12 protein-coding genes and 1 tRNA gene are annotated in these 11,475 nt (G+C 67.6%); 3 read left to right on the top strand and 10 right to left on the bottom strand.

The window, feature by feature from the left end; all coding sequences use genetic code 11:
• Both QM693_RS28655 and QM693_RS28650 read right to left on the bottom strand, forming a co-directional pair.
• Positions 1–840, bottom strand: coding sequence for an SDR family oxidoreductase (locus tag QM693_RS28655; RefSeq protein ID WP_005255390.1), 840 nt, complete (start codon positions 838–840; stop codon positions 1–3).
• Between the two features lie 140 nt (positions 841–980).
• The gene (locus QM693_RS28650; protein ID WP_005561362.1) at positions 981–1,124 is read right to left on the bottom strand and encodes a hypothetical protein; all 144 of its coding nucleotides are present in this window, start codon (positions 1,122–1,124) and stop codon (positions 981–983) included.
• Between the two features lie 644 nt (positions 1,125–1,768).
• Between QM693_RS28650 and QM693_RS28645 the strand changes: the two genes are divergently transcribed.
• Together QM693_RS28645 and QM693_RS28640 are read left to right on the top strand one after the other, a co-directional pair.
• Positions 1,769–2,185 (top strand): helix-turn-helix domain-containing protein, encoded by a 417-nt coding sequence (locus tag QM693_RS28645; RefSeq protein WP_005238699.1) that lies wholly within the window; start codon positions 1,769–1,771, stop codon positions 2,183–2,185.
• Between the two features lie 132 nt (positions 2,186–2,317).
• Positions 2,318–3,736 carry a glucose-6-phosphate dehydrogenase gene (locus QM693_RS28640; RefSeq protein WP_283354010.1) on the top strand — a complete coding sequence of 473 codons (1,419 nt, stop codon included), beginning with the start codon at positions 2,318–2,320 and terminating at the stop codon, positions 3,734–3,736.
• Positions 3,737–3,750: 14 nt separating this feature from the next.
• On the opposite strand, the gene QM693_RS28635 is transcribed toward QM693_RS28640, so the two are convergent.
• The 8 genes from QM693_RS28635 to QM693_RS28600 form a co-directional block, all read right to left on the bottom strand.
• A complete protein-coding gene (locus QM693_RS28635; protein ID WP_283331511.1) occupies positions 3,751–4,764 on the bottom strand; it encodes a hypothetical protein in 1,014 nt (337 codons plus the stop codon).
• Complete coding sequence (locus tag QM693_RS28630; protein ID WP_011597782.1) at positions 4,764–5,264, bottom strand: ImmA/IrrE family metallo-endopeptidase; 501 nt, start codon at positions 5,262–5,264, stop codon at positions 4,764–4,766. The genes QM693_RS28635 and QM693_RS28630 overlap by 1 nt, the downstream gene beginning before the upstream one ends.
• Before the next feature lie 2 nt (positions 5,265–5,266).
• On the bottom strand, positions 5,267–6,112 hold the full coding sequence (locus QM693_RS28625; protein ID WP_283354009.1) for a cell surface protein: 846 nt from the start codon (positions 6,110–6,112) through the stop codon (positions 5,267–5,269).
• A gap of 577 nt (positions 6,113–6,689) precedes the next feature.
• A tRNA-Ala gene (locus QM693_RS28620) sits at positions 6,690–6,765 on the bottom strand.
• Between the two features lie 97 nt (positions 6,766–6,862).
• The gene (sepX, locus tag QM693_RS28615) at positions 6,863–7,603 is read right to left on the bottom strand and encodes a divisome protein SepX/GlpR (protein WP_280785094.1); all 741 of its coding nucleotides are present in this window, start codon (positions 7,601–7,603) and stop codon (positions 6,863–6,865) included.
• Positions 7,604–7,877: 274 nt separating this feature from the next.
• Entirely contained in the window at positions 7,878–8,513 is a 636-nt protein-coding gene (locus tag QM693_RS28610; RefSeq protein ID WP_011597779.1) for a GNAT family N-acetyltransferase, read from the bottom strand.
• Between the two features lie 25 nt (positions 8,514–8,538).
• Positions 8,539–9,798, bottom strand: a complete 1,260-nt coding sequence (gene glp / locus QM693_RS28605) for a molybdotransferase-like divisome protein Glp (RefSeq protein WP_005238688.1) — start codon at positions 9,796–9,798, stop codon at positions 8,539–8,541.
• Positions 9,799–9,817: 19 nt separating this feature from the next.
• On the bottom strand, positions 9,818–10,738 hold the full coding sequence (locus QM693_RS28600) for a UTP--glucose-1-phosphate uridylyltransferase (RefSeq protein WP_009478891.1): 921 nt from the start codon (positions 10,736–10,738) through the stop codon (positions 9,818–9,820).
• Positions 10,739–10,843: 105 nt separating this feature from the next.
• On the opposite strand from QM693_RS28600, the gene QM693_RS28595 reads away from it, so the two are divergent.
• Positions 10,844–11,422 carry a 5-formyltetrahydrofolate cyclo-ligase gene (locus tag QM693_RS28595; protein ID WP_280785096.1) on the top strand — a complete coding sequence of 193 codons (579 nt, stop codon included), beginning with the start codon at positions 10,844–10,846 and terminating at the stop codon, positions 11,420–11,422.
• The last annotated feature ends 53 nt before the right edge of the window (positions 11,423–11,475 follow it).

Below are 11,475 nucleotides of genomic sequence, written 5' to 3'. Positions count from 1 at the left end.
CTACAGGAACTTGCTGAACTGGTCGTTGGCCCTCTGCATCACGAAGTCGTACGGCGGCGAGAACTTGCGGGCCCACCAGTAGCCGAACCGGATGTCCGGCGACGTGTACACCAGGTACCGGTCCTTCTTGATGCCGGCGATGATGCAGGACGCGACCTTCTCGGGCGTGACGGCCCGCTTCTCGAAGCGGTGGATGGCCTTCTGGATGCGCGGGTCGTCGCGATCGACCCCGGCGATCTCGACCGTGCCCACCAGCGGCGTCTTGACCGCGCCGGGAACCACGAGGCTCACGCCGATGCCGTGCCGTTTGAGATCGAACCGCAGAACCTCGGACACGCCGCGAAGCCCGAATTTGCTTGCGCTGTAGGCCGCATGCCACGGCAACGCCAGCAGACCGGCGGCGGAAGAGACGTTGACCAGGTGACCGCCGCGTCCCGCCCGCACCATCGGGGGCAGGAAACTCTCGATGATGTGGATCGGGCCCATCAGATTGACGTCCACCATGGACTTCCAATGGCGGTGTTCGAGATTCTCGACCGTCCCCCACGCGGAGATGCCGGCGACGTTCATGACGACGTCGAGGCTGCCGAACTGATCGTGGACATCGGCGGCGAATGCGGCGACGGCGTCGTAGTCGGACACGTCGAGGGCACGCGAGAAACTGACGGTGCCCCCGCGGCTGCCGACTTGTTCGACCGTCTGTGCCAGGCCGACCTCGTTGATGTCGGTGAGGAAGAGTTCGGCGCCTTCCGCCGCGGCCGCCAGGGCGGTCGCCTGCCCGATCCCGCTACCTGCACCCGTGATCAGGCACTTCTTGCCGTCCAGCGTCTTGATCGCCATAGCCGTGCGCGCCCCCGTCGTCACCGATCCGTGTCGGCTGGAAGTCTACGCACGCAATCTGATTGCGCGCACGCAACTGCAGGGGTGCCTTTCCCGAGGAAAAACGCGAACCGGCCCTCCCCGGGCCGGTCCGTGACGGTTCACAACCGCTGGGTCATTTCTTCCTGATAGGTACGAATCGTCCTCTCGATTCCGTTGGCGTCGTCGTCGTTTCCTCGGTGCCGGGCGTCGTCGGCGCGCTCGCGCAGAACTCGAATCGCCTTCCGAAGCTCGGCGTCACTCATTCTGTGTTCCATATCACAATCATCCCCGACGGCTTCAGATTTGGCCAGACTCGGGGGGCGCCCCGGAGCGGCAAAACCCCGACTGAGCTGGACACTCGTCCAACCAGGCGGAGCGGACTCGGGAAGGGCGCGCGGCGGCCGTGACGCGGATCGGGGGCGCGCGGCCTGGCGCCCGTGCGGATGCCACTACTTCACAGTAGTGTTCACGAGGCCCCGCGGGCCGCGAGCGACCTCGCCACGTTGCGATGCGCAACGCAACACAATGGCGCTGAACTGGGACTATAGGCGCCACGGCCTCACGGCGCACACCCCCGCGACGTTGCCAGCTAACTCTCAGTGATTGAAAGAGCAACCACGCAATCGGCTCGGCAACCGCAACCGGCCCGGCGCGCTCCCTTCAGCCCACGTCCGCGCCTCTCTTGAACTTTCAACGGTAGAACGTGCGTGACAAGCACAGAGGGCGCCCGAAATGTCGGCGATCAGCGAGCGACGAACAGGCGATCGTTGAAACATATATGAGATAAGCACGGAGTCGGCGGACGACGTTTTGCCTCTATGTCTGTGAGTTATCAATCGGTTATCATCATGGTACGGTGTCGTTCACACGACTGACGCCCGCACGAGAGAGGACCCGGCGGCTCACAATGGCAGATTTTGCTGCGCGGTTGAACAAGCTCTTCGACACGGTCCACCCTCCGGGACGTAAACCGCATACCAACGCCGAGGTCGCGGCGGCACTCATCGCAGACGGACATCAGATCTCGAAGCCCTACATCTCCCAGCTCCGGTCGGGACAACGCACCAACCCCTCCGACGAGACGGTCGCGGCATTTGCCCGCTTCTTCAAGGTGAAGCCCGACTACTTCTTCAACGACATCTACGCCGCGAAGATCGACCACGATCTCGAGCTTCTCTCGCAACTCCAGGGATACGGACTACGCAAGCTCTCCAGCCGCGCGTTCGACCTCTCCGAAGAGTCGCAGAATCTGCTCACCACGATGGCCGAGAAACTCCGCGCCAGCGAGGGGTTGCCGGAGGTCCCACCGGACGCGTCCCGCTGACCACCGGAGTCGTTGGGCGGCAACGAGTTCGCCGCAGGTCGCACCCGACGTCCGGGTAGAAGTCACCGGGCGCACCCGACGACACCGCCGGAATGCCCTGCCCGGTGTGCTCACGTGGCGCATGATGGAGCAATGGTTGACAGACCGCAGCTCGGTCCCACGATCTTCGTCCTCTTCGGTGCCACCGGGGACCTGTCCAAACGCATGGTCCTCCCCGCGTTCTTCCAGCTCGCTCGATCAGGGCTCCTGAACTCCGAGTGGATGCTGATCGGCACCGGCCGGGGCAACGTATCCGACGATCAGTTCCGCGACCACGTGCGCGACGTCGTGAACCAGTTCGGAGTGCCGCACGATGACACCGACTGGGAGACGTTCGCCCGGCGGCTGAGATTCGCCGGCGGCGGTTTCACCCCGGACAACCCGGGAACGCTCCCCGCGGCCGTTCGGCAGGCGCGGGAAGATCTCGACGCGGCAGACGCACAGTTGGTGCACTACCTGGCCCTGCCACCCAGCACGTTCGCCGAGACCACCCGCGCGCTCGGCGCTCACGACCTGGCCCGTGGGGCACGTGTCGTGTACGAGAAGCCGTTCGGGACGTCCCAGGAGGCGTTCACCGAACTCGACGAAGCCGTGCACCATGTCCTCGACGAGAAGCAGATCTATCGAATCGATCATTTCCTCGGCAAGGAGAGCACCCAGAATCTGCACATCCTGCGCTTCGCCAACGGGCTGATCGAGGGCGTCTGGAACCGGGAACACGTCGAGCAGGTGCAGATCGACGTGCCCGAGACGCTCGACATCGACGACCGCGCCCGGTTCTACGACGCCACCGGAGCTGTCCTGGACATGCTGGTGACACACCTGTTCCAGGTCGCCGCCGAGATCGCGATGGAGCCCCCGGAAACGTTGGGCGCCGACGATCTCCAATCCGCCCGCGAATCCGTGATCGGGGCGTTCCGTCCCCTCGACACGGCCGACGTGGTGCTCGGCCAGTACGAGGGGTACCGCGACGTCGACGGTGTCGCGGACGATTCGACGACGGAGACGTTCGTCGCCGCACGGCTGTGGGTCGACACGGACCGCTGGCGTGGGGTGCCGTTCCTCCTCCGGACCGGAAAGATGCTGGGTGTCAGCCGGCAACGGGTCAGCCTCGTCTTCCGAAGTCCCCGTGGCCCGCTCACGGACATTCCGCCGGACGGTGCCGTCCTGACGTTCGATCTGTCCGGGGACGGCGAGATCGACATCTCCATGGTGGTCAAGGAACCCGGACCCGACGACAGCCTGACGGTGGGCCACCTGGGTCTGCCCCTCGACACGGTGCCGCTCGCCCACGCCCTCGCACCGTATTCGCGGCTCATCCTCGACGTCCTGCACGGCGACCGGTCACTGTTCACGCGCCCCGACGGCTTGGCGCACGTCTGGACCGTCGCCGACGCACTGCTGCGTGACCCTCCCCCGGCCAAGCCGTATCCCGCGGGATCCATGGGACCGCCGGAGGCCGAAGACCTCGCCTCGCCCTGCGGGTGGCTCGTCACCGGTTCGCCGGACTGACCGGCGGCTGAAGACTATTCCGCAGCCGATTCGACGGTGTCCGCCTTCGCAGGCACCGGGGCCGAGTTCCGGAAGTCGGCGTACGCGTCCGCCAGATCGAGCACCCATCGGCGCGGCGACATACCCTGGGGCGGCGCGATCCACTCGGTGTCGAGGACGTCCGAGGCGACCGGGTCGTCGATCCAGCGGGCGAGAATCCGGGCGCGTTCGGCGGCCGATTCCGGAAGCTCCTGTTCCTCCGTGTCGAGCATGCCCGCGCCCGCCTGTAGGTACAGCGCATCCATGACGTGTGCGACGGCGTCGGAGGCGCGGAGGACGGTCGTGCTCCCCTTGCCGTCGCCCTCGACCACTTCGGGGAACCGTGAAACGAGCACCGAATGCAGTGTGTCCGTGCGGCGCAGGTCCTGCCGGGCGCGGAACCAGGTTTCGACGAGCACCCAGACGGTGCCGACCGAGACGATCACGGCCGCGACGGTGTACGCCGGCGAGGAGCCGACGGCCCACGTCTCGCCCGACACTTCACGCACCAGTCCGACGGCCGCCGCAGCCAGGACGATCGCCGATCCGACCACGATCAGTGAGATTCCGCGGCCGAGCGGTGTCCACGCGACGTGCCGGACCCCGGTCACGACCACCGCGGTCAGCGCGATCACGATGAACACCAGCGCAGGAACGGGATATCCACCGGCAAGCCCGATTCCGAGCACGATGGCCACGGTGTAGACGACCACGGCGACGGCACGCAGCGCAGGACGTGGGAGTATCGGCCACACGGAGATCGCGCCGACCGCGCTCGCGGCGGCGAACAGCGTCCACGCCAGTTCGAGGATGATCTCCGACAGCCCCACAGCCGGGGCCACGGTGTCGAGGCGCCCGGCGACATCCGGTACGGCCAACGTGGACGCGAGGGCCGCGCTGGAGACGGCCACCACCATCGCGACGCGCAGCGGCGTCGGCTGACGCGCGGCGACCCGGCCGATCCGGGCACCCGCGGCAGTCCAGACGACGAGCGCAACCAGCCAGCCCATCAGCCGATCGCCTCGTCGTAGCGGAGCACGGACACGGGAGTTCCGCGGCCCTGCATCGTGTTCAACCGGATGAGCAGCATCGACGCGAACGTTTCGGCTTCCCACTCGGCCACCTCGTCGGACGGCTGCTCGTCTCCCCGCCGTCGCGACCGCTGGCTGAGCATGTAGGCGATCAGATCGTCACCGGCTTCGAGCGTCGCGGCGACGATCTCGGCTCCTTCGTGTCGAAACACGATGTGACCCAGCTCATGCGCAAGCGTGCGGTCGAGGTCGGGCAGTCCCGGCGCCAGCACGATCACGTCCCGGTCCGGGTACGCGCGCCTCTGGCCGCACACACCGGGCGCCATCGGCTTCGTGAAATCGAGTTCGATGGGACGCTGCCGTTCGCGGGCCACCGCGTCCACCACGTGCCGGAGTGACACGGCTTCGGCCCGGGCCGCCGCGTCACACACCGCATCCACGGCTGCCGCGACCCGACGATGAGATCTGTTCGCCCCCACGACTACATCCCTCCACTCGAAGCGGGCGGGAAGAATTCCGCCCGCGCGGCCGCGATGCGCGCCTGTTGTGCGCGAGCACCCTTGAAGGTCAGCGCACCCGCCCCGCCGGCGCAGCACAACAACACGCCGACCCCACCGAGAACGGTGATCGCAGGCAACGGCTCACTGTGGACCACAGGAACCATTCCCGGCGGCGCGGCGGCCGGATCGTCCTGGGCCGGTGCCCCCGCAGCGGGCGACGGTCCGTCGCCGCTCGGGGTCTCCCCGGCAGGCCGATCCTGAGGTGCGGAATCCGCGGGACCACTCACCCCCGGGGCTGCCGCGGCGGCTCCGGAACCGGAACCTCCGGCCGGCGCTCCCCCGGACGCCGGGGGTGCGGCAGGACCCTCGGAGCCCGGGGCGGCTTCAGCAGCATCGGACCCCGAGTCGTTTCCGGAGTCGTCGTCCCCCGACGTGTCCGGGCGCGCGATGTTCGGTTCGCCCACCGGCGGCAACGTGATCGGACGGGGCGGAGCGACCACGACCCGTGATGTCGAAGGTGTCGGCGTCTCCGTCGGTTCGGCGGTCTCGGACGGTTGCGTGGTCTCGGACGGTTCCGTGGTCTCGCTGGGCTTCCCGGTCTCGCTCGGTTCCCGTGTCTCGCTGGGCTCTCCGCCGCAGCCGCGACGACTCTCGCACGGCGGATGAGGATGCCGAGGCGTTCCTCCGCCGGGAGACTCCGAGGAACCGTCGTCGCAACGACTACTGGCGCAGTCGTGGTACTGGGGGTCGGCGGAGGCGTCGGACGGGAACACCGAGACGGTGACCCAGCCGAGCCCGGACAAGAAGGCCAGCGCCAGTCCGACCATGGTCAGCCTTCGAACAACACGACGCGCGCTCACTGTGCACCCCCCTCGTATTCACGACACGACACCACGTCGACGGCGACGTCGCCGCTGTCATGGTATCGAGCGAATCGAGCGGAGGTGCTGGTGGTGCCGGTGTCGGGGAACCGGCACCACCAGCGGTGCCCGAGCCAGGTGGGACTCGAGCAGCTTCCGAGAACCCCTACGGGTTCGGCGTTGTGGCCTGGAGGTGCTGATCGGTCAGCGGAAGGTCGGCGTCTCCGACGCGGCCCTCGCGACGTCGGTTGGTCGGCCGGAGTTCACAGGACGTTCACCAGCAACATCGTCGCGGTGATGGTCGCGACCACCGTCGCCGGCTCCAGAAACTTCGAGATCTTGTCCATTGCCTGCATGTATTTCCACCCCGTGCGATCGACCCCTTGATGACCTACGGACAGTACACAGCATGCAGTTACCTTTTGGCAAATCCAAGAGTCGATCATTCGCGCGGCGCCCCGCTCTTGCACCCCTGACGGCGGCGCTCACCTGGGCCGGAATGCAGAAGAGGCACCCTCTCCGGATGGAGTGAGTGCCTCTTCTGTGGTGGAGCTGAGGGGAATCGAACCCCTGACCTCTTCGATGCGAACGAAGCGCGCTACCAACTGCGCCACAGCCCCGTGCGGATCCTGCGATCCGCTCGGCAAACTCTAGCAGGCCACCCGCGGCGGGAGCGAATCGCCTACACCGACGTGGCTTTCGGCCCGATTCGCCCGGCTACTCACCGGCAGCCCGGCGCATCGTGGCCTGCTGCATCGGCGCGTCGTCGAAGTGTTCGAGATGGTCGAATTCGGGGTCCTCGTCGTCTACTTCGAGGACGACGGCGCCCGGACGCCGCAATCGGGCCGGGATGAGACGGAGTTCCTCGTCGCTGCGGGACTCGACACCCAACCGCGACCGGTTGAGACGCGCGGTCCGCCGGCGACGGATCTCCTGCTCGATCTGAACCTGCCGGCGCAGATACGCCAAATAGCCGAACAGGCCCACCACACCGGCCGCGAACGCCCACCACATCAGTGGGGAGATGATCAGCCCGAGGGCCGCCGACATGATCGTGGCGAACACCAGGCCGAGAACCGACCGCTGACGAAATGCATACCGGGCCTCGCGCGCGATCGCGTCGGCCTCCGGATCGAAGCCGCCACGCCCCCGGCGCACCGGTACGTACTCACCGACCGGTGCCCGCTCACCGTCGAACTCGTCTTCCTCTGCGTGAGTGTCCACAAGGTCCTCCGCGTCGTAGCCGTAGTGGTCCGGTTCCGGTTGCCAGTACGGGTCGCTGCGGTGTCCAGCCGCGGGTCCACGCTGCACGGGACGTTCGTCACCGCGGTGCAGCACGCGCGTCGCGAGTGCTGCGTCACTGGTTTGTCGAATCCGGGGGCGGTTGTTCACCAGCATCGGGACCAGGACGAAGAGCCACACGACGACGAGCCCGATCCAGAGAAACGAGTTCGGCATACGGCGACCTCCTCCCAATCGTCTACCAGCATGGATACCGCTGTTGACCCACCCAGGCTAACCGCATGAACACGCACATCTTCGCAGACGCGCCGATCTCACCATACTCAGGTGTCACATGCGTAACGCGAAAATGTGGTGCTCGACATGCCCCGAAAGGGCAGAGGGAACGATCCGGCAAAGACTCGCCGAAAGCGGAGCCCCGGTCAGGAAGCTTTGATACCGTGAGATAACTGCCGCATAGCTGGACGTTTGTCCATGTCCGCTTCGGCGGTCAGCCCCAAGTGGCTTTGCCACTCCGCACGAGCGAATCCGCCACCGTGCCGGGCACGTCCTCGACGGTCATGCCGACCAGAATGTGGTCGCGCCACTGCCCGTCGACGTCCAGGTAGCGCTTGAGGAGACCCTCCTCGCGGAAGCCGACGTTGCGCAGCACCGCCTGGCTCGCCAGGTTCTCCGGACGCACGGTGGCCTCCACGCGGTGCAACCCCACGGGTCCGAAGGCATGATCGAGCCCCAGCGCGAGCGCGCCGGTGGCCACCCCGAGCCCGTTGACGTCGCTGGCCACCCAGTACCCGATCCAGGCGGAGCGCAGTGCCCCCCGCACCACGTTGCCGATCGTGATCTGGCCGCAGAAATTGCCGTCGAGTTCGATGGCCATCGGCAGCATGCGGCCCTTCCTGGCCTCCGAACGCAAACTGCTGCACAGTCCGGGCCATCCCGAAATATGGTGGCGCGCTTCCCAGGGCGCCTCCCCGGTCGGTTCCCACGGTTCGAGGTGCGCGCGGTCGCGGGTGCGCAGACGGCTCCACGCCGACGCGTCACGCAGCCTGATGGCGCGCACGGTGACGACGCCACCCTTCACGCGCAGGGGCCCGAGATGCGGCGGCCAACCCGGATGCTGTGTCATCCCGTCTCACACTGTCGCGGTGCCATCAGCCCCGCTGCGCCAGGAAGGCCACGTCCACCTGGTCACCGGTCCGGACCTCGGTGATCTCGGGGTCGATGAGGACCAGGCAGTTGGCCTCGGCCAACGTCGCAAGCAGGTGCGAGGACGCGCCCGGCGCCCCACCGAGAGCTTGGACGAGGTACTCCCCCGTGGCCTCGTCGCGCATGAGTTGACCGCGGAGAAAACCCTTGCGGTGCTCGATGGACGTGATCGGTGCGACGGTGCGGGCGGTGACGACGCGTCGCATCGGCTGCCTGCGCCCCAGCGCGATGCGGATCAGTGGGCGCACCATCACCTCGAACACCACGAGGGCGCTCACAGGGTTGGACGGGAGCAGGAACGTCGGGACCTCGTCCCGGCCCAGCTGACCGAAACCCTGGACCGATCCCGGATGCATCGCGACCCGGTCCACCTCGAGGTTGCCGAGGTCGGCGAGTGCGTCCCGCACGTCCTCGGAGGCGCCGCCACCGACGGCACCCGCGATGACGACGATCTCGGAACGGATCAGCTGACCCTCCACCACCTCGCGCAGGCGACGGGCGTCGGCGTTCGCGATACCGACCCGGTTGACGTCGGCGCCTGCGTCGCGGGCGGCGGCGGCCAGCGCGTAGGAGTTGACGTCGTAGACCTGGCCGGGACCGGGGGTCCGGTCGACGTCGACGAGTTCGCCGCCGACCGAGATGACGGACAGCCGGGGACGGGGGTGCACGAGCACCTTGTCGCGCCCCACCGCCGCCAGCAACCCCACCTGCGCGGCTCCGATGATGGTGCCTGCCCGGACCGCGACGTCGCCGGGCTGCACGTCGTCGCCGGCCCGGCGCACGTAGTCGCCGGAGCGGACCGGTTTGTAGATCTTGACGCGGGCCCGGCCGCCGTCCGTGCGGTCGAGCGGAAGGACGGCGTCGGCGAGCGTCGGGAGCGGTGCACCCGTGTCGACCTTGACGGCCTGACGCGGCTGCAGCCGGATCGGCTGCCGCGAACCGGCCGTGACCTCACCGACCACGGGTAGCGACAGTTCGACGGGCGCACCGTCGTCGTCCCGGATGTCGGTTCCGGCGGCCTGGACGTCGACGCTACGGACGGCATAGCCGTCGATCGCGGCCTGGTCGAAACCGGGAAGCGGACGCTCGGTGACCACCTCTTCGGCACACAGCAGCCCCTGGGCTTCGGAGATCGCCACACGTACCGGCCGCGGCGCCACTGCGGCCGCGGTCACGATCGTCTGTTGCTCCTCGACCGACCGCAAGTTCTTGCCTCCCGAGCTTCTAGGAATCCGTCCGCTTCAATCGGTCGATCAGCCATTCGCGCAACGATGGGCCGTACTCGTCCATGTCCAACGCAAAGTCAACCGCAGCACGGAGGTAGCCGCCGGGATTTCCGAGATCGTGTCTCGTGCCTCGGTGCACGACGACGTGAACGGGATGGCCTTCCTTGATGAGGAGGGCGATGGCGTCGGTGAGCTGGAGCTCCCCGCCGGCGCCGGGTTCGATCCGCCGCAGCGCATCGAAGATCGCGCGGTCGAGGAGGTAGCGACCTGCGGCGGCGAACGTGGACGGCGCATCCTCGATGGCCGGTTTCTCGACCATGCCGATGACCTTGAGGACGTCGGGGTTGGTGGCGTCGGGAACGGTCTCGACCTCGAAGACGCCGTACGAGCTCACCTGATCCTTGGGGACGTCGATAGCGCAGAGGACGGTGCCCCCGCGCTTGCGGCGAACCCGCGACATCGTCTCGAGCACTCCGCGCGGCATCACCAGGTCGTCCGGGAGGAGCACGGCGATGGCGTCCTCGTCGTCGTCGAGGACCGACTCCGCGCAGCCGACCGCGTGGCCCAGGCCGAGAGGCTCGTCCTGGACGACGGACTCCACCTCGAGCAGGCCGGGAGCCTTCCGCACCTTCTCGAGCAGGTGATATTTGCCGCTGGCCTCGAGCTTGCTCTCGAGAACGAGATCCTCGACGAAGTGGGCGACCACTCCGTCCTTGCCCGGCGACGTCACGATCACGAGCCGGCCGGCACCGGAATCGGCGGCCTCTCCGGCCACGAGTTCGATACCCGGGGTATCCACGACCGGGAGCAGCTCTTTCGGCACGGTCTTGGTCGCGGGGAGGAATCGCGTACCCATTCCCGCTGCGGGCACGACAGCCGTGCGAAAGGCGCTGGCGGTGTGCGGTGCGGCGTCTGTCATGCCCACACCATAACTGTGCGGACCTACTCGACAGTCACCAAGATCCTGTCAGTAACCTCCCGGAACCCGTCGGGGGCGCTCGCCGGTCGGCTCTAAGGTTGGGGCATGCACGCACGAACGAAGGACGAGTGGCGGCAACTGGTGCTCTCCGGGCGGCGCGCTCTGACCCCCGAACTCCGCACCGCCGAGGACCGGGCGCTTGTCGCACTCGTCACACAGGGAATCGCCGGCGGATCCACCGTCTGCGCCTACGTTCCCACCGCGCTCGAGCCGGGATCACTGGACTTTCTCGATGCCCTCCGGCAGGTCGCCGGACGCGTCCTCGTGCCCGTCACCCGCGATCCGGGCCCGCTCCACTGGTCCGAGTTCACGGGCGCGGACGGTCTCGCCGACGCGAGTTACGGCCTGCGCGAGCCGACCGGCCCGGTGTGGGAGCCCGACGAGATCCGTTCGGCCGGGACCATTTTCGTGCCCGCCCTCGCCGTCGACCGGAGGGGCGTGCGACTCGGCCGCGGTGCGGGCTTCTACGACCGGACTCTCGGGCTCGCCGCCGCCGACGCGCGACTGATCACGGTGGTCCGCGACGAGGAACTGGTGTCCGAGCTGCCCGAGGATCCCCATGACGTACGTATGGGTTGGGCACTCACCCCCGGATCGGGCCTCGTCCCGCTCGGCGACCACTGAGAACGTATCCGGCCCGGAATAGTTCTCTGATTAGCGTTGTTGGCACTGTCGAC

This window comes from Rhodococcus sp. IEGM 1305, from assembly GCF_030058635.1.
Taxonomy (GTDB): Bacteria; Actinomycetota; Actinomycetes; order Mycobacteriales; family Mycobacteriaceae; genus Rhodococcus_F; species Rhodococcus_F opacus_D.
The sequence above is the reverse complement of the archived record's forward strand: the minus strand, read 5'-3'. Positions and strand labels throughout refer to the sequence as shown.

Bases quoted from the DNA above. Each gene is read 5' to 3' on its own strand.
- QM693_RS28655 (WP_005255390.1), bottom strand. From the start codon at position 840: ATGGCGATCAAGACGCTGGACGGCAAGAAGTGCCTGATCACGGGTGCA.
- QM693_RS28650 (WP_005561362.1), bottom strand. From the start codon at position 1,124: ATGAGTGACGCCGAGCTTCGGAAGGCGATTCGAGTTCTGCGCGAGCGC.
- QM693_RS28645 (WP_005238699.1), top strand. From the start codon at position 1,769: ATGGCAGATTTTGCTGCGCGGTTGAACAAGCTCTTCGACACGGTCCAC.
- QM693_RS28640 (WP_283354010.1), top strand. From the start codon at position 2,318: ATGGTTGACAGACCGCAGCTCGGTCCCACGATCTTCGTCCTCTTCGGT.
- QM693_RS28635 (WP_283331511.1), bottom strand. From the start codon at position 4,764: ATGGGCTGGCTGGTTGCGCTCGTCGTCTGGACTGCCGCGGGTGCCCGG.
- QM693_RS28625 (WP_283354009.1), bottom strand. From the start codon at position 6,112: ATGGTCGGACTGGCGCTGGCCTTCTTGTCCGGGCTCGGCTGGGTCACC.
- sepX (WP_280785094.1), bottom strand. From the start codon at position 7,603: ATGCCGAACTCGTTTCTCTGGATCGGGCTCGTCGTCGTGTGGCTCTTC.
- QM693_RS28610 (WP_011597779.1), bottom strand. From the start codon at position 8,513: ATGACACAGCATCCGGGTTGGCCGCCGCATCTCGGGCCCCTGCGCGTG.
- QM693_RS28600 (WP_009478891.1), bottom strand. From the start codon at position 10,738: ATGACAGACGCCGCACCGCACACCGCCAGCGCCTTTCGCACGGCTGTC.
- QM693_RS28595 (WP_280785096.1), top strand. From the start codon at position 10,844: ATGCACGCACGAACGAAGGACGAGTGGCGGCAACTGGTGCTCTCCGGG.